General features: G+C 38.8%; 15 protein-coding genes. 4 read left to right on the top strand and 11 right to left on the bottom strand.

Going from position 1 to position 17,061, the window contains the following annotated elements:
- Position 1 precedes the first annotated feature (1 nt).
- Positions 2-1,270 (bottom strand): kynureninase, encoded by a 1,269-nt coding sequence (kynU, locus tag BKM32_RS01180; protein WP_076662201.1) that lies wholly within the window; start codon positions 1,268-1,270, stop codon positions 2-4.
- A 112-nt stretch (positions 1,271-1,382) separates the two neighbouring features.
- Here kynU and BKM32_RS01175 point away from each other — a divergent pair, with 112 nt between their 5' ends.
- Positions 1,383-1,802, top strand: coding sequence for a (4Fe-4S)-binding protein (locus tag BKM32_RS01175; RefSeq protein WP_076662200.1), 420 nt, complete (start codon positions 1,383-1,385; stop codon positions 1,800-1,802).
- Positions 1,803-2,321: 519 nt separating this feature from the next.
- Positions 2,322-4,979 (top strand): T9SS type A sorting domain-containing protein, encoded by a 2,658-nt coding sequence (locus tag BKM32_RS01170; RefSeq protein ID WP_083702058.1) that lies wholly within the window; start codon positions 2,322-2,324, stop codon positions 4,977-4,979.
- 76 nt (positions 4,980-5,055) lie between these two features.
- Here BKM32_RS01170 and msrA read toward each other — a convergent pair whose 3' ends face one another.
- From msrA to BKM32_RS01155, 3 genes are all read right to left on the bottom strand, one after another.
- Positions 5,056-5,715 (bottom strand): peptide-methionine (S)-S-oxide reductase MsrA, encoded by a 660-nt coding sequence (msrA, locus tag BKM32_RS01165; RefSeq protein ID WP_076662198.1) that lies wholly within the window; start codon positions 5,713-5,715, stop codon positions 5,056-5,058.
- A 122-nt stretch (positions 5,716-5,837) separates the two neighbouring features.
- The gene (locus BKM32_RS01160; RefSeq protein WP_053975993.1) at positions 5,838-6,617 is read right to left on the bottom strand and encodes a zinc ribbon domain-containing protein; all 780 of its coding nucleotides are present in this window, start codon (positions 6,615-6,617) and stop codon (positions 5,838-5,840) included.
- A 2-nt stretch (positions 6,618-6,619) separates the two neighbouring features.
- On the bottom strand, positions 6,620-7,714 hold the full coding sequence (locus BKM32_RS01155) for a Nif3-like dinuclear metal center hexameric protein (RefSeq protein ID WP_076662197.1): 1,095 nt from the start codon (positions 7,712-7,714) through the stop codon (positions 6,620-6,622).
- Positions 7,715-7,852: 138 nt separating this feature from the next.
- Here BKM32_RS01155 and lpxK point away from each other — a divergent pair, with 138 nt between their 5' ends.
- On the top strand, positions 7,853-8,863 hold the full coding sequence (gene lpxK, locus BKM32_RS01150; RefSeq protein WP_076662196.1) for a tetraacyldisaccharide 4'-kinase: 1,011 nt from the start codon (positions 7,853-7,855) through the stop codon (positions 8,861-8,863).
- 2 nt (positions 8,864-8,865) lie between these two features.
- Here the strand turns inward: lpxK and BKM32_RS01145 are convergent, their stop codons facing one another.
- Genes BKM32_RS01145 through BKM32_RS01115 form a run of 7 tightly spaced genes read right to left on the bottom strand, consistent with a single transcriptional unit; the run spans position 8,866 to position 16,148 of the window.
- On the bottom strand, positions 8,866-11,091 hold the full coding sequence (locus tag BKM32_RS01145) for an ATP-binding protein (RefSeq protein ID WP_076662195.1): 2,226 nt from the start codon (positions 11,089-11,091) through the stop codon (positions 8,866-8,868).
- A 49-nt stretch (positions 11,092-11,140) separates the two neighbouring features.
- Complete coding sequence (gap, locus tag BKM32_RS01140; RefSeq protein ID WP_076662194.1) at positions 11,141-12,139, bottom strand: type I glyceraldehyde-3-phosphate dehydrogenase; 999 nt, start codon at positions 12,137-12,139, stop codon at positions 11,141-11,143.
- Positions 12,140-12,141: 2 nt separating this feature from the next.
- A complete protein-coding gene (gene lipA, locus BKM32_RS01135) occupies positions 12,142-13,020 on the bottom strand; it encodes a lipoyl synthase (RefSeq protein WP_053975988.1) in 879 nt (292 codons plus the stop codon).
- Positions 13,021-13,072: 52 nt separating this feature from the next.
- The gene (locus tag BKM32_RS01130) at positions 13,073-14,287 is read right to left on the bottom strand and encodes an Nramp family divalent metal transporter (RefSeq protein ID WP_076662193.1); all 1,215 of its coding nucleotides are present in this window, start codon (positions 14,285-14,287) and stop codon (positions 13,073-13,075) included.
- Complete coding sequence (locus BKM32_RS01125) at positions 14,287-14,835, bottom strand: RNA polymerase sigma factor (RefSeq protein WP_083702057.1); 549 nt, start codon at positions 14,833-14,835, stop codon at positions 14,287-14,289. The genes BKM32_RS01130 and BKM32_RS01125 overlap by 1 nt, the downstream gene beginning before the upstream one ends.
- Entirely contained in the window at positions 14,826-15,938 is a 1,113-nt protein-coding gene (locus tag BKM32_RS01120; protein ID WP_076662191.1) for a glycosyltransferase, read from the bottom strand. Before BKM32_RS01120 ends, BKM32_RS01125 begins: the two co-directional genes overlap by 10 nt.
- A 6-nt stretch (positions 15,939-15,944) precedes the next feature.
- Positions 15,945-16,148 (bottom strand): membrane or secreted protein, encoded by a 204-nt coding sequence (locus BKM32_RS01115; RefSeq protein ID WP_053975984.1) that lies wholly within the window; start codon positions 16,146-16,148, stop codon positions 15,945-15,947.
- Positions 16,149-16,313: 165 nt separating this feature from the next.
- On the opposite strand from BKM32_RS01115, the gene aqpZ reads away from it, so the two are divergent.
- Positions 16,314-17,009: an aquaporin Z gene (aqpZ, locus tag BKM32_RS01110; RefSeq protein ID WP_076662190.1), complete on the top strand. Its 696-nt coding sequence runs from the start codon at positions 16,314-16,316 to the stop codon at positions 17,007-17,009.
- Positions 17,010-17,061 lie beyond the last annotated feature (52 nt).

Raw genomic sequence — 17,061 nt, 5'->3', positions numbered from 1 at the left:
TTTAATTTAAAATAGCTTTTAACTTGTCTACCATGTGGTACACATCTTGAAAAGAATTGTAAAGCGGCACGGGAGCGCAACGAATCACGTCGGGCTCTCTCCAGTCACTAATCACACCAGCTTCGGTTAATTTTTTATGTAGATTTTTATCGGCATTTTTTACTTGAATAGACAATTGGCAGCCACGCTCGTCTGGATTTTCGGGAGTGATGATTCTAATAGTGTCCTCGCCAAGTTCTTTCAACAAAAATTCAAAATAGCCAGTTAGTTCTTTCGATTTTTTAGTGAGTTTTTCGATGCCTACTTCTCCAAAGATATCCAAGGAAGCTTTGATAGCCGCCAAGGAAAGAATAGGAGGGTTTGACAATTGCCAACCTTCTGCTCCCGGTAAGACGTCAAACTCATGACGCATGTTAAAACGGGTCTGTTTATTATGACTCCACCAGCCCGTAAAACGGTTGAGGGTTTTGTCATGGGCATGGCGTTCGTGCACAAATGCGCCTGCCAAACTTCCTGGTCCTGAGTTAAGGTACTTATAGGTACACCAAACGGCAAAATCGGCTCCCGAATCGTGAAGGTTGAGTTGCACATTTCCGGCTCCATGGGCACAGTCGAAACCAACCATACAACCATGTTGATGCCCCATTTGCGTGATACGTTTTAAATCGAAATATTGTCCTGTATAGTAATTGACGCCTCCAATCATGATCAGGGCAATCTCATCGCCATGGGCGTTTAAAATAGACTGTAAATCTTCATAACGAAGGAGCTCTTCTCCTTCCCGTGGAGTCCATAAAATCAATCCTTCCTTATCGTCATAACCATGGTGGCGCAATTGCGACTCTACAGCATACTTGTCACTAGGAAACGCATCAGATTCGATGACAATTTTATAACGTTTTGCAGTAGGTTTGTAAAAGGACACCATCATGAAATGTAAGTTGGCAGTAAGGGTGTTCATGGTCACCACCTCGATAGGTTTGGCGCCAACAACTTTAGCCATGTTTTCCGTTAGGAATTCATGGTAGGGCATCCATGGGTTTTTGGCATCGGTATGGCCTTCAACACCTAGATTGGCCCAATCTTCCAATTCTTGATCTATGTAAGATTTGGTGGTTTTGGGTTGTAGCCCTAGTGAATTTCCGCAAAGGTAAATTAGCTCGTTTCCTTGTGAATCTTTTGGGATGTGAAACTTGGTTCTGTATTGTGCGAGGTCGTCATTTTGGTCTAGTTCTTTGGCAAAATTCAAACCTGATTTATATGTAGACAATTGTAATTTTTTTTGGGTTGTTCACAAAAATAGGAATTATAAATCTAGGAATGAAGTGTAAATTGGGAGAGATTTCAACAGGGAATTTGTATCTTTAGTAAAAACCGCGGCCATGGATGTTACAAAAGAATATAGCAATAGAGAAGTCACCATTGTTTGGGAACCTAGAAAATGCATTCATTCGGGAATTTGTGTCAAAGGCTTGCCTGATGTTTTCCAACCTCAGGATAAACCATGGATTAAGATTCAAGCTGCGAGTACATCGGCCTTGGTTAACCAAGTAAAACAATGCCCTTCTGGCGCATTGAGTTTTTATATGAACGGTGCAAAACAAGATAATACTAAAGCGATGGAAACTAAAGTGGAGATTATGGAAAATGGACCGTTATTGGTACACGGTACCTTAAATGTGAACCATACGGATGGCCGGACTGAGACCAAAGATAAAACGACTGCTTTTTGCCGTTGTGGCGGTTCTGCTAACAAACCCTATTGTGACGGCACCCACAGGAAGATTGATTTTGAGGGATAGTTCTTAAAGAAATATTTAAAGAAAAAGCGCTTCGACCATTGGTAGAAGCGCTTTCAATATATATAGACGCAAACTGCGGGATATTTATAATATATACGGGTGAAGCTTTGTCTTTGGATGGTGTTAACGTCAATTATCTGAAAAAGAAGCTGTTCGATTTTAATTCATGTAGTTGTATTCTTCTTAAAATCAGTAAATTAAAGTTAATTTTAGTCGTCCAACGTTTTTATTTTGTCAACGTATTTTTTAAAATTAGTTTAGATGTACATGAAAGTCGAATTGAAATTAATTCGCAATTCTCTCCAAGATTAAATTTATTAATAGCAAACAGGCACCAACATCTTCCGTGATTGTGTAGAATTTTTGCTATCAATTAAACACTATTTAGAGGTATTTATGTTATAGGCAAAGCTCCCAATGGCTGTTGACTTATATTTTCTTGTGTTTGGTTTTAGAACCTCTTGATCTATCAAGGATTTACCTAAGCATTATTTAATAACCAATTTAATTCTAAGACCAATGAAAATACAAATTACCAACGGAAGTACTACTTCCGACCAATCCGCTACTGGCATTTTTGTTGAGCTCCACCATCTACAAATTTTGAGCAGTCTATCGTTTAAGACGATTATGTTGTTATTCTTTTTGATGGTTTCTTCCATTACAATTGCTCAGGATATTGTTTTTCCTCCAGCAGATATTTCTTGTACCTCCAAGGATTTGGAATTGGTAGGGGCTGCTTTACCCCCACCAGATGAGGACCCCTGTAACTGTAGTGGAACAAGGTTATTGGAGTTGTCTATTTACAATAAAACAGGGTCGACTAGGACCTCATTTGCGTTTTGGGGATATTTGCATAGATATGATTCAGATGGAGTCGAAATAGGAGAGCCGGAGCCTATTTTCGCGTGTGTGGGACCTGTTCCGCCAAATTCAACAACAACTCTAGTGTCTTCAACGGAAATTGAAGTGACTTGTGATACCTCTTTAGAAATTACTGATTTGTACTTGGCTTGGACTTCGGCTAGTCCCAACGCTACCTGTGAATCTTTAGCCAATGATCCAGGAGGAATTAATCCTAAATGTGGAACCTTAGATGCAATAAAGGTGGAAACAGGTGTAAATGGGATTTTAAGTGTTGTAGACGCAGATTGTACAACAGGAGGTTCTATTCAGGTGTCTCCTTTTGGTGGGATTCCACCATATTCCGTACAATTGAATGGAGGTACAGGTGTTCAGTTGCAAGTAGGAGGATCGACGACCTATTCTGCATTGGCAGCAAGTACTTATACCGTTTTAATTACGGATTCTAGAGGGTGCACCAATACTTTTATGAGGACTATTAACCCAGTAATTCCACCAGTGGCAGAGGCAGGTTCTCCTTTCAAAATTACCTGTGTTCAAAACGTAAGTGGTGGTACGATAGGGGAAAGTGGAGAAACAGGATATACTTATTCTTGGCAATCATCACCAGAGGACTTGATTTTTGATTCGACAATTGCAAATCCAGTAGTTGTCCCTTTGGTGACAACTACTTATACTGTAACAAAAACAAATACGTCTAATGGCTGCACAGATACAGATACGGTGATTATAACAGTGGATAATGCTGTTGTAACAGCCAATGCGGGAGCAGATTTCACTAAAACCTGTGTCTCTAATCCGGATGGAGCTCAAATAGGGGAAGATACAACTACGGGATTTTCTTATTCCTGGTCTCCTGCAACAGGTTTAAGTGTCGCTAATATTAGTAATCCAACTGCTAATCCAACGACAACTACGACCTATACTGTTACAAAAACCAATACTGCAACTGGCTGTTTTGATACAGATACCGTGGAGGTTACTGTAAATAACGCTGATGTTGTAGCTGAAGCGGGGAATTCTTTTACCAAGACTTGTACTTCCAATGATAATGGGGCACAAATAGGTGAGGCTGGTGAAGCAGGGTTTACATATTCTTGGTTACCTATAACGGGCTTAAGCGCTTCTGACATAAGTAATCCAACAGCTAATCCAACAAGTACAACTATTTACACGGTGACCAAAACCAATTCCACAACAGGTTGTTTTGATACGGATACTGTGACCGTAACTGTGGATAATGCCATTGTTACGGCCAATGCGGGAAGTGATTTTACCATTACTTGTGAAGACAATGTAGGAGGTTCAGGAATAGGAGAGGCATCAGTTACAGGGTTTACCTATTCTTGGTCGCCTACTACAGGATTAAGTGCTTCTAATATTAGTAATCCAACAGCCAACCCAACAAGTACAACAACTTATACGGTGACTAAAACAAATGATGCTACGGGGTGTTTAGATACAGACACTGTAGAGGTAACAGTGAATAATGCTACAGTCACAGCTGAAGCGGGAAATTCATTTATCAAGACCTGTATCTCCAATGCTAGTGGAGCTGTAATAGGAGAGGCTAGTGAAACAGGATTTACCTATTCTTGGTCTCCCGCAACAGGGTTAAGTGCTTCTAACATAGGTAATCCAACGGCTAATCCAATAAGTACAACTATTTATACGGTGACCAAAACCAATTCCACAACAGGTTGTTTTGATAGGGATACTGTGACCGTAACAGTAGATACGGATACTCCTTCTGCACCAACAATTTGTGTGGTTGAACCTTCTTTGTGTGGTCCTGATGCGGGAAGTATTTCTTTTTTAAGTCCGCTAGTAGGAGATTATGAATATAGTATTGATGGGGGAGCCAATTACCAGGATAGTCCAGATTTTATTGATTTGGAGGCAGGGTCTGTTTCTGGGATTTTAGTGAGGGACAAATCATCAGGATGTGTGTCTTCAAGTGTGTCGTGTAGTGATTCTGATTGTCCGAGTGCTGAAGCAAGAATGGCAAGCACTACTGTTCCTGAGGACACTTCCATAAAGCAACTTCCTTCCAAAACAATTATTAAAGCATATCCAAATCCTTTTAACGATCAAGTGAACTTTAAGGTAGTGGCTTCCGAAGATTCTAAGGGAAGTTTGGAATTGATGAACCTATTGGGGCAACGTGTTAAAATGGTTTTTGAAGGAGACTTGAAGCAAGGTGAAAACTCATATAATGTCAATTTACCGGCCTTGCAAAACAATACGCTCATTTATGTGCTAACGGTGAATGGAGAGCGTGTTACTGGTAAATTAGTTCAATCCAGGCGATAATTGTTTAATAGTATACTGTTGTTGCAGCTTAAAGCCCACTATAAAAGTGGGCTTTTTTTATGTATGAGTTTGATGTTTATTCATCATCATTTTTGATGAGCATAGGGCAGCTACGCTTGAAATTTTCCAAACGGCGTTGGGAGATATTTTTGATGTAAGGGTGATTCGGATTGCGTTTTTCAAAATCTTGATGATAGGCTTCGGCTTCCCAAAATTTTTGGAATGGCATGATTTCAGCAGCGATTTCAGTGTTTAGCTTTTTAGCCCAAGCAGCTTTTTTTTCAATGGCTATTTGTTTCTGTTCTTCATTTTGGTAAAAAATAATGGAGCGGTATTGGCTGCCTTTGTCAGGACCTTGTCCGTTAAATTGAGTGGGATCTTGCGAGTTAAAGTAGACATCCACCAAGGTGGCAAAATCCACCACTTTAGGATCGTAAATGACTTCAATGGCTTCCGCATGTCCTGTGCGTCCTGTGTTGCTGTCTTCATACGTAGGATTTTCTGAATGGCCTCCGGAGTACCCAGAAATGGCTTCTTCTACACCTTTAACACTTTCGTAAATGGCTTCGGCACACCAAAAGCATCCGCTGGCAAAATAGGCGCGGGCCAAACCGTTTTCCATTGGGACTTCAACAGGTTCTACATTCATTAAGGCTTGTTGTTTCGGGTTTACCTGCGCATGGTTGTTACAACTAAAAAACAAGAGGGCAATGATAAAGGTGCTGATAGGTTTCATAGCGTTTTTCTTTTAATAGTCGTGCGATTTTGGAAAACCTTATTGAAAACTATAAGAAAGTGGTCACAAAAAAAATCCCTAACCGATAGGCTAGGGATTTTTATATGAAGTTTTATGATGGTCTAAAGTTTAGAGAATAATTTTTCCATTTTCTCTCTTTGTTCATCGGCTAACTGTGCATCTACCAAAATACGTCCACTGTGCTCGTCTGTAATTACTTTTTTACGAGAAGCAATTTCAACCTGTATTTGCGGTGGAATTGTAAAGAAAGAACCTCCTGAAGCTCCTCTTTCAATTGGCACAACGGCCAATCCGTTCTTTACATTGCTACGGATTCTTTGGTAAGCTTTTACCAATCTAGAGTCAATCTGCTCTTGGTATTCTTCAGATTTTTGAAGCAAAGCCTGTTCTTCTTTTTCAGTTTCGGCTAAAATAGCGTCCAACTCACTGCGCTTGTGCTTAAGGTGAGTTTGACGGTCTTTAAGACGATCTTTGGTTTCAGCAATGATTTCTTTTTTCTGCTCAATTTGCGCCTTGAACTCCTTAATGTGCTTTTCGGCCAATTGAATTTCCAATTCCTGAAACTCTATTTCTTTAGTTAGTGAGTTATATTCTCTGTTATTTCTAACATTTTTTTGTTGCTCACTGTATTTTTTAATCAAAGCTTTGGCTTCTTCAATTAAATTTTTCTTCCCTTTGATTTCCTCATCAATCATTTCAAGATTTGAACCTAATTTTTCAAGTCTTGTATTTAATCCTTCTACTTCATCTTCAAGGTCTCTTACCTCTAAAGGAAGCTCGCCTCTTAAGTTTCTGATTTCGTCTACTCTGGAATCGATTAATTGTAAATCGTATAACGCTCTTAATCGTTCTTCAACAGAAGCTTCAGCTTTTTTTGCCATAATTATAAATACTTTACTGGATTGGTATTTGTCATCGATAAAACGACTGCAAAATTAGTAATTTTTTTTGATAGATAGTCCGCTAAAAATGTTTTTGTGTGTTGTTCGCTCTCGTAATGACCTATATCTGCTAAAATAATTTGGTTTTCGGCCGAAAAGAAGTCATGATATTTTAAGTCTGAAGTAATTAGAATGTCAGCTTTGGCTGCTTTTGCGGCACCAATGGCGAAGCTTCCGGAGCCTCCCAAAACCGCCACTTTTTGGATGGTTTTTTGAGTGAGTTCGGTATGCCTAATTACCGATACGTTCATTTTTTCCTTTACGTAATTTAAGAAGTGAACAGGTTCCATGGCTTCTTCCAATTCCCCAATCATACCAATGCCTATCGTTTGGTTGACGTTGTCCAAAGTTTGTACTTCATAAGCTACTTCTTCATAGGGATGGGTAGAAAAAAGAGCCTTTAGAATATTGGATTCATGATGTTTTTGAAAGGTGACAGAAACTTGGGTTTCAGGTTCATAATGCAATACTTCCTTTTCTCCTTTTGTCGGGTTGGAGGAGGCATTTCCCCTAAAGGTGCCGGTTCCTTCCGTATTAAAACTACAATGATCGTAATTACCTATGCTACCAGCTCCAGCTGCAAATAAAGCCTCCCTTAACTGAACAGCGGATTCTGTAGGGACATAAGTGGTCAGTTTCTTTATGGTGCTTCTTTGCGGGATTAATATTTCTTTGGATTGTAATTCTAATTGGTTGCAGATAATATCGTTTACGCCTTGTAAGGCATTGTCCAAAGCTGTATGAATGGCATAAATGGCAATGTTATGTTGAATGGCTTTAATCACCACTCGTTCTACATAGCTGTTACCGTTTAATTTTTTTAAGCCTTTAAAAATGATGGGGTGGAAGCTCACAATAAGATTGCAGTTGTGTTCAATGGCTTCGTCTACAACGGCTTCCAAGGTGTCTAAAGTTACCAAAATACCTTTTAGGGGAGTGTTTTTGTCTCCAACCAAAAGGCCTACATTGTCAAAATCTTCTGCATAGGCCGTTGGGGCCAAATCTTCCAAATGCGCAATGGCATCTTTTATAAGCATAAAAGTATTGTTTGTTTCAAAGATAAAAATAAAGTGATACCCTCAACAGTTTTCTGAAGGTTAGAAATTGGAAAGAAGCATGATTTAAATATTGACTATATTGCCAAACCAATTCAATGCTGTTTTAAATAGTCATTTATGCACTTACTTCGGAAGCTTTTATTGCCTTTTGTTCCTGTTTATTATGTGGTCACTTGGTTGCGAAACAAATTATATGATGTTGGTGTTTTTAATTCAACGGAATATAATTTCCCTGTAATCGCAGTTGGTAATTTGAGTGTGGGGGGAACAGGAAAAACCCCAATGATTGAATATTTGGTGAGGTTGTTAGGGGAAGATCGATCTTTGGCAACTTTGAGTAGGGGGTATAAAAGGCAAACCAAAGGGTTTCTTTTGGCCAATGACGAAACGGAAGTGGAAGATATCGGTGATGAACCTTTCCAGTTTCATTCTAAGTTTGAAGATCTTTTGGTGTGTGTCGATGAGGATAGACGACATGGTATTGCTGAATTACTCAAATTGAAAAGTGCTCCTGAAATTATCTTATTGGACGATGCTTTTCAGCACCGAAAAGTTAAGGCGGGATTTTATGTGTTGTTGACTTCGTATTCCAAGTTATATGCCAACGATATATTATTGCCAACAGGCGATTTAAGAGAGCCTAGATCTGGTGCCAAACGGGCCGATGTGATTGTAGTAACCAAATGCCCAAACAATTTGGATGAAGTTGAAAAAACAGAAATTATCAAGCAATTGAATCCAAAGGAAGACCAGGAGGTGTTTTTTAGTTCCATTGATTATTCGAGTGTACTTAAAGGTCAAAAAGGAGAAATGTCTCTTGATTTGTTAAAAGGTAAACCGTTTAGCTTGGTGACAGGTATAGCCAATCCAAAGCCTTTATTGGAGTATTTGGATTCCTTTCAATTAGGGTTCAAACACTTAAACTTTAAGGATCACCACGATTTTTCAGAAAGTGAGATTGATATGTTGAAAAACGAAGAGCTGATCATTACTACGGAAAAGGATTATATGCGCCTATCTCCACATTTCAAAAATCAAGATAACCTGTTCTATTTGCCCATAGAAGTACAGTTGGATAAACCGGAATTGTTCAATTCAAAAGTGAACACCTTCGTTACCCAATTTTAAAATTAAATGGTAGAAGCCTGATTCTGGTTGCTTAAAGCGTTGAATAGCTTCTTCTCAAAATCTTCCTGTTTAAACGGTTTTGAGATAATATCGTTGAAGCCAGCTTCATCAAACTCATGCATTTTGTCTTCCAAGGTTACCGCAGTAAGGGCAAATATGGTAAGCTCTTTGTCGAAAGTTCTAATGATTTTGGTAGCTTCCAATCCGCTAATTCCAGGCATGTGTATATCCATTAAAACAACACTGTAATTCACTTCTTTTACTCTCTCAACGGCATCTTCACCATTGTCCACGACATCGCACTGAAGGTTCATTTTGTTCAAAATCTTCTTCGTGATCATTTGGTTAATTTTGTTGTCCTCGACAACCAAAATTTTAACATTGCTTAAATCCAATTGATTGATGTTATTTGAATAGTTTGGTTTCGCGATGGTCTCAAGCTTTTCAGCATAAGCCATTGGCACTTCAAAAATGAAGGTAGATCCTTTTCCGAGCTCACTTTTAAGGTAGATTTTTCCTTTCAGGATTTCTATAAGCCCTTTCACAATGGAAAGTCCAAGCCCAGTTCCTCCGTACTTACGGTTTATTTGAATGGAACCTTGAGAGAAACTTTCAAACATATGCTCCTGCTTTTCTTTGGTTATTCCTATACCATTATCTTCCACTTCAAACCTTACCCCGTAAACACCATCTTTTTCATTCATTTTGGTAACACGTACCCAAATATCTCCATCCTTGGTAAACTTAATGGCATTGCCAATTAGGTTGATCAAGATTTGGGAAATCTTAAGTTGGTCGGCTTCAAAGGTGCGAGGAAGGTCTTTGTCGTACTCAAAATGCATGATAATGTTATTGTCCATGGCAGAATTGTTGAGCGCGGAAATTACATTGCCTACTTTCTTCTTTAAATCAAAAATTTCAGGGTCCAAGTCTACCTTGTTGGCTTCAATTTTATTGATCTGTAGAATGTCATTGATGAAGGTTAAAAGATAGTCTCCAGAAAATTTCAATGATTTTAAGTGAGGTATCTGTTCTGGTTTTGGCTGTTCTTCCAAAAGCATATTGGTCAATCCGGTGACGGCATACAAAGGTGTTCTAAGCTCATGCGTTACCGTGGAAAGGAAATTGGCTTTTGTTTTGGACGCCAACTCAGCCTTCTCTTTGGCCAATACCAACTCGTCATTTTTCTTATGAAGCATGTTGTTGGTCTTAAGCCTAATATTGTTGTTTTTGTAGAGTGAAAGTGTTAGCAACGAAAGAATGGTAATAAGGGCAATACTCAAAATAGTGGTGATTTTGGTAAGGTTGCTATCGGCATTCTTTTGCTTCATTTCTGCCTTTAACTGTTGGTTTTCGGCATCTTTATATTCACTGATAAATTGTGTGCGTTTTTCCGGGCTCAAGTTCTCACGTTTGATATCCAATATAGAATCCGATAACTTGATGTGCTTGAGCAAAAATTCGTTGGCAAGCTTGTAGTTTTGTTCAGATTGGTAAATATCGCTCAGCGTAAGGTAACTTTCGTTGAGGCTTTCGATGAGCTTGTTCTGTTGGGCAATTTTTAATCCGTCGTTGGTAACAGAAAGGGCCAAATCACTATTGCCTAGTTGTTGCAGAACTTTTCCATTATTGATTAAGGCACTACTTAAAATATTGTTTTGATTGTATTTTTTAGCAAGTACAATAGCCTTTTCCAATTGGGCCTTGGCCTGTTTGTAGTCTTCCATTTGAATGTAAACCTTGGCTTCATTAAGGCATACTTCTGGGATGTATTCCTCTAGGTCTTCCTCTTCAAATTTGGTTTTGGCAGAATTAAAGTAGTCTAAAGCCGTTTGGTAATCCTTGGAGCTGTAGTAAATAACTCCCCAAACATTATAGGTTATTGCCAAATTGGCGTAATCCTCAATCTCCCTTTGAATCTCTGCAGCTTTATTAAGGGAAACTATTGCTTCTTTGGACTCTTCAATGGTGTATTGCAGTTTGGCAATCTTGGTATAGATAATTCCTTGACTTTGTTTGTTGCCAATAGTTTTGGCTATATCTAAAGCATTTGTAAGATTTTCCTTTGCCTCGTAATAGTCGCCACGGCTACTGTTTAAGGAAGCATACGTGATGTGATTTTCAATGCGCATTTGCAATAAATCACGATCATCAGCGTTGTTTTGCGCTCCTAGCTGAAGCCAACAACTGAAGCCTAAAATAAGGATGAAGTACTTAATTTGGGACATATTTAGACCGCTTTTATTGTAACAAATATAAATATTTATTCGATAAAAGTCATGATTTGTCCGATAAATTGCAAATTAAATCTAAAATTCTTGAAGAATATCCAGTTTCATTGTCGTACCACCCTACAATTTTAACCATATTTCCTATCACGGAAGTCATCTGTGAGTCGAAGATGCAACTGTGGGTATTTCCTACAATATCTATGGATACGATGGGGTCCTCGGTGTATTCCAAAATGCCTTTCAGCTTAGTTTCTGAAGCTTTTTTAAAGGCCTGATTTATATCTTCTATAGATACCGTGTTTTCCACGTTAAAAGTGATATCCGTTAAGGAACCGTTGGCTACGGGCACTCTTATTCCGCAGCCCCCAATAACATTGGAAAGGTCGGGGAATATTTTGGTCAAAGCCTTGGCGGCACCAGTAGTTGTAGGAACAATAGATTGCCCTGCGGCACGTGCTCTTCGTAAGTCCCTATGAGGTTGATCGTGAAGACTTTGGTCTGTTGTATAAGAGTGAACCGTGGTGATATAAGCCTGCTTGACGCCACAGAGTTCCTTAACAACAGCAAGCATTGGCGCTGCATTGTTGGTGGTACATGAGGCGTTGGAAATTATTTTTTCCGTACCATCCAATAAATGGTCGTTGACCCCCATGACAATAGTTTTGATACTATCATCTAAAGGAGGTACCGATAAAATCACACGATTAGCACCATTTTTTATATGCCATTCTAAATCTTCTGTAGTCTTGAATTTTCCGCTAGCTTCGATGGTGAAATCAACATAATAAGGGCGCCAATCAATATCTTTAGGATGCTTATGATTTAGCAGAGGAATCTTTTGATTGTCTACAATAATATGATGGTCATCCCAAAATACTTCGTTTGGCAAAACACCATGAATACTATCGTATTTGAGCAAATGACTTAAGGTATGCGCATCTGCTAGATCATTTATGGCAACTACACTAAGGTTGGGATGGTTTTGTATGAGTCTAAATACGCGTCGGCCAATTCGGCCAAACCCATTTATGGCAACCCTAATCATGACTAGTGGATGTGTTTTTGCGCGTGGTAGGAAGATCTTACCAAGGCGCTACTTTCAACATGTCTAAAGCCTAATTCCAAACCAATGGTTTCATATTCTTTAAACTGTTCTGGAGTGATAAAACTTTGAACAGGTAGATGTTTTTTACTTGGTTGTAAATACTGGCCAATGGTTACAACATCCACGTCATTTGCTTTTAGGTCGTGTAGAGTTTCGATAACTTCCTCCCTGGTTTCTCCAAGACCTAACATTATTCCAGATTTAGTACGGCGTTGTCCCTGAGCTTTTAAATATTTCAAAACACCCAAGCTACGGTCGTATTTTGCTTGGATACGTACTTCTCTGGTCAATCGTCTTACGGTTTCAATATTGTGCGATACAACTTCTGGAGCAACTTCTATAATGCGGTCAATGTGTTGTTCGATGCCTTGAAAGTCTGGAATCAAGGTTTCCAAGGTAGTTTCTGGGTTCATACGGCGAACAGCTTTTACAGTTTCGGCCCACATGATACTTCCCATATCCTTGATATCGTCACGATCTACACTGGTTAATACAGCGTGTTTGATGTTCATTAACTTGATGGAACGTGCCACTTTTTCTGGTTCGTCCCAATCCAAAGTTTCTGGACGACCTGTTTTTACTCCGCAAAATCCACAGGAACGGGTACAGATATTTCCTAAAATCATGAAGGTTGCAGTACCTTCTCCCCAACATTCACCCATATTAGGACAGCTTCCCGAAGTACAAATGGTGTTCAACTTGTATTTGTCCACCAAGCCTCTAAGTTCCGTATACTTTTTACCGGTAGGTAATTTAACTCGTAACCATTTTGGTTTTGGCTGTCTTTCTGTTACCGTGTTTGAAGCAGTTTCTGTGTTCATGTAATCTGTAATTTGCAACCGCAAAGATACAAAGTATAATTGTAATACCTTGCTATATCGTACTAAGATACCAAGCGCTAAAACCTATAAGAAAAACTATTCCTAAGAGACTCCAAATATGCATTGCCATTGAAGGACGCCATTCTGTTGGCGTATGTTGGCTACAGATAAGCACATAATTGGCGATAGCGAAAAAGGGCGCCGTTAAAAACGAAAGAATCGTAGCAATTTGGATGAGAAGTCCCATTTCCGAAGCTAGGAAAAAGAAAATCAAGATGGTTCCTAAAAGCAGAATGGACATCCATGCAAGATATCCTTTAAACTGTTTTTTAGGAAACAGTAATTGCAGACTGTGGGCCATGGATCGAGGAGAGGCATCCATAGTGGTGAGGGTAGTGCTAAACATGGTGGTGAAAGCGGCAATACCAATGATGGGGTAGGTCCATGCTCCCATGTGTTTGGAATACATAGAGATTAATTGGTTTGAAAATTCACTCGCTTTAGCACTGAATGCCACACTGCTTTGGTGCATGACCAAAGCTCCCAATGTTAAAAATCCTAATCCAATGATGATTGTTCCTATAAATCCAATATTGAAATCGAACAAGGAGGATTTTACTGTTAATTCTTGAACTTCTTTCTTTTTTTCAATGGTCCATAAGGAATGCCAGATAGAAATATCCAAAGGGGCGGGCATCCATCCCATAAAAGCAATTAAAAAGGCTATTTGCAAATGGTCTTTTGGAAGTATCTGTAAAAACGAAATAGACGTTGGTTGCTCTTTAAAAGCCAAAACTACAGCTATAAGTGTGCTGATGGTAAGGGTAACAACAATTCCTTTCATGATTTTATCTAGAAATCGGTATTTTCCTTTTAATAGTATCAAGACACATATAAAGAGAATAATTACTGTCCAAATTTCTAAAGAAATGCTATTTCCAAACAGGTTGTGGGCCAATCCAGCGGTAACTATTGTAACGGCTGTTTGAATGGTGAACATCGAAGCCAATGTTACTATAGTATATGTGAAAAGAACACCTTTGCCTAATTTTTTGTAACCTTCTAAAAGGCTTTCTCCCGTAGCCATGGCATAACGTGGGCCAAATTGAAAAAAGGGGTATTTAAACAAATTTACCAAAAGTAAAGCCCATACAAGTCCAAAGCCATAATCGGCGCCAGCTCTAGTGGATTGTACCAAATGTGATACGCCAATTGCTGCGCCGGCAAAGAGTAATCCAGGACCTAGCTTTTTAAAATCAAAGGACATTATTTTTTGGTGATAATTTCTGCCAATAGTTTTTTTGCCCTAAGGAGTTTCACCTTTACATTGTTGATGGGCTCTTGAAGTTGTTCCGAAATTTCCTTGTAACTCAGCTCCTGAAAATATCTTAGGTTGATAATTTCTTGATAATGGGGCTGCAACTTTTTGATGTCTCTTAAAAGTTTGGCCAGATTCTGTTCTGTGATGAGTTTGTCTTCTGGTGAAGGAGATTCGTCTATAATATTATAAAACTCGTTGTCATCTTCTCGATTTGTGGTACTCGTAATTGAGGATTTTCGTTTGCGCAACAAATCAATATGGATGTTCTTTGAAATGGTAATCAACCATGTTTTAAAGACATAGCTCTCATCATAGGTGGCTATTTTGTCAAAGGCCTTTGAAAATGTTTGGATGCTTATATCTTCTGCATCATTTTCATTTTCGGTGCGTTTCAATTGAAAGCCGTATACGTCGTTCCAAAAAGTGTCCAACAAAAAATTGAATGCCATTTGGTCATTTTGTTTGGCTTTTGCAATGGCTTCTTTTACTTCCAATGATGAGGTTTTGCAATTAGATTTTTTATAAATATAAAGAATTGTACCACAATTAAAAATAGTTCCAAGAAGGGAAGTAATACTAAAAGGTCTTTTTCATTTAGCTTTTTAGCAGACAATCCTAATATGGTATAAGCCATTAAAAATCGGAATCCAACCAGTCCGGCCACAATCATCCATTGATATTGGATAGATAGCAATAAGATGGCCAATGCCCAAAAAAGAACTTGGGAAATATAGAACATTCCCAATGCTATTTTGTGTTTGGTTTTATACCGTTGAGCTGTGCTTACATGGCGCCGCTTTTGCAAGATCCAACTGCTAAATGTGGTTTTGGGTTTTGAAAGTGTAAAGCTCTCGGGGCTTACGCACACAGCCGTATTTTTGGATGTGGCAATTTCATTTACAAACAAATCGTCGTCACCAGAGTTCAGGTCTATATGGCTCATAAAACCTCTGGCTTCATAAAACGTATCGCTTTTATAGGCTAAGTTGCGCCCAACTGCCATATATGGAATCCCTATTTGTGCATAGGAAAGGTATTGGGTAGCCGTTAGTAGGGTTTCATACCGTATAAGTTTGTTTAGGATCGAGCCTTTAATTTTTTGGTAAGCACCATAACCAATGACAATACACTTGGTGTCGGAAAAATGGCTGCACATTTCAGAAATCCATTGGTTGGATACAGGTTTACAGTCGGCATCTGTAAATAGGAGGTGTTTGTTCTTGGCGGCCTTGATTCCTAATGTAAGGGCATATTTTTTGTTGCCCCAAAAGGCCTCAACATTTTTAACGTCTACAATTTTAATGAAATCATAAGAGGATTTAAATTCTTCCATGACCTCCAAAGTGTCGTCGCTAGAGCTGTCATTGGTAAGGACTATTTCAAAATTTGGATAATCCTGTTCAAGAATAGATGGAAGAAATTCACGAAGGTTCTCGGCCTCGTTTTTGGCACAAATAATAACCGATACCGGAAAATTTTTGGGTACCGTTTTGAGGGCTTTAGAAAAAGCAAACTTTTGAAAAATCCCTAAATAATAAAACGCTTGAACAATGATAACTACAATAAAACTGTAGAACAGAACATCAAATATCAGCATTAAGGATTAGGAGTGTTGAGGTTCGTTGCAGTTATCAAATTGGTCTGGAGTCTTTCCACAAAAACCACAAGCTTCCCCACTTTTATTTAGCATTGGATTTTGACTTGCGCAAGTTCCGGCAAATTTACCATCCTTTTTAGCCCATATTTTAATGGCGATTCCAGCAATTCCCAATCCTAAAAGGATAAGTGTGATAAGTAACAATTTCATGCGTAAAAGGTTTCTGCAAAGGTAAAGCTTTTGATGTAAAATGACTAATTCTATAAGCAGATGTTAACAAGTGTTGACAGTTTGTTGTAGGATTTTGAGTTTGTGAATTACAGGGAAAGAAAAATAATGTTAAATTTAAAACGCTAACTGTTAATGTTATAACTTATGAAAAAAATATTTGCTGAGTTTTTTGGAACCTTTTGGTTGGTTTTTGGAGGTTGCGGCAGTGCTATTTTTGCTGCAGCGTTTCCTGAACTGGGTATTGGCTTTGCTGGGGTGGCCCTTGCTTTTGGACTAACGGTACTTACCATGGCTTTTGCCGTTGGGCACATTTCAGGTGGACATTTTAATCCAGCAGTAACTTTTGGGTTATGGGCAGCAGGAAAATTTCCAGCTCAAGATTTGGTAGGGTACATAGCGGCCCAAATTATTGGAGGTATTGCCGGGGCTGGCGTGTTGTACCTAATTGTTTCTGGTCAACCTAATTTTACTGATGTGGGCGGTTTTGCAGCCAATGGCTACGGAGAGTTGTCCCCCGGAGGTTATTCTATGTTATCTGGATTGGTGGCCGAGTTTACACTTACTTTATTTTTCCTGTTGATAATTTTGGGAAGTACCAATGAGCGAGCTCCAAAGGGTTTTGCGCCTATAGCTATTGGTTTGGCATTAACCTTAATTCATTTAATCAGTATACCAATTACAAACACTTCTGTTAACCCTGCAAGATCTACAAGTCAGGCGTTGTTTGCTACAGGGCCTTATATTTCGCAACTATGGTTGTTTTGGGTAGCGCCTATTTTAGGAGCGATTGTGGCTGGGTTAATTCATAAAACCTTGTTCGATAAACCTGAGATGGAATAAAAAAGAAAACCTCGGAATTTCCGAGGTTTTCTTTTTTCAAATGTGCTTATTT

Source organism: Mangrovimonas sp. DI 80 (assembly GCF_001975575.1).
In the GTDB taxonomy this organism is placed as follows: Bacteria; Bacteroidota; Bacteroidia; order Flavobacteriales; family Flavobacteriaceae; genus Mangrovimonas_A; species Mangrovimonas_A xylaniphaga.
This window is presented reverse-complemented; position numbering and strand designations above follow the sequence as displayed.

Excerpts from the sequence above, each read along its gene's own strand:
- BKM32_RS01145 (WP_076662195.1), bottom strand. The coding sequence starts at position 11,091 with ATGTCCCAAATTAAGTACTTCATCCTTATTTTAGGCTTCAGTTGTTGG.
- BKM32_RS01115 (WP_053975984.1), bottom strand. The coding sequence starts at position 16,148 with ATGAAATTGTTACTTATCACACTTATCCTTTTAGGATTGGGAATTGCT.
- lipA (WP_053975988.1), bottom strand. The coding sequence starts at position 13,020 with ATGAACACAGAAACTGCTTCAAACACGGTAACAGAAAGACAGCCAAAA.
- BKM32_RS01175 (WP_076662200.1), top strand. The coding sequence starts at position 1,383 with ATGGATGTTACAAAAGAATATAGCAATAGAGAAGTCACCATTGTTTGG.
- BKM32_RS01170 (WP_083702058.1), top strand. The coding sequence starts at position 2,322 with ATGAAAATACAAATTACCAACGGAAGTACTACTTCCGACCAATCCGCT.
- BKM32_RS01160 (WP_053975993.1), bottom strand. The coding sequence starts at position 6,617 with ATGGCAAAAAAAGCTGAAGCTTCTGTTGAAGAACGATTAAGAGCGTTA.
- aqpZ (WP_076662190.1), top strand. The coding sequence starts at position 16,314 with ATGAAAAAAATATTTGCTGAGTTTTTTGGAACCTTTTGGTTGGTTTTT.
- BKM32_RS01130 (WP_076662193.1), bottom strand. The coding sequence starts at position 14,287 with ATGTCCTTTGATTTTAAAAAGCTAGGTCCTGGATTACTCTTTGCCGGC.
- BKM32_RS01155 (WP_076662197.1), bottom strand. The coding sequence starts at position 7,714 with ATGCTTATAAAAGATGCCATTGCGCATTTGGAAGATTTGGCCCCAACG.
- gap (WP_076662194.1), bottom strand. The coding sequence starts at position 12,139 with ATGATTAGGGTTGCCATAAATGGGTTTGGCCGAATTGGCCGACGCGTA.
- BKM32_RS01120 (WP_076662191.1), bottom strand. The coding sequence starts at position 15,938 with ATGCTGATATTTGATGTTCTGTTCTACAGTTTTATTGTAGTTATCATT.
- lpxK (WP_076662196.1), top strand. The coding sequence starts at position 7,853 with ATGCACTTACTTCGGAAGCTTTTATTGCCTTTTGTTCCTGTTTATTAT.
- msrA (WP_076662198.1), bottom strand. The coding sequence starts at position 5,715 with ATGAAACCTATCAGCACCTTTATCATTGCCCTCTTGTTTTTTAGTTGT.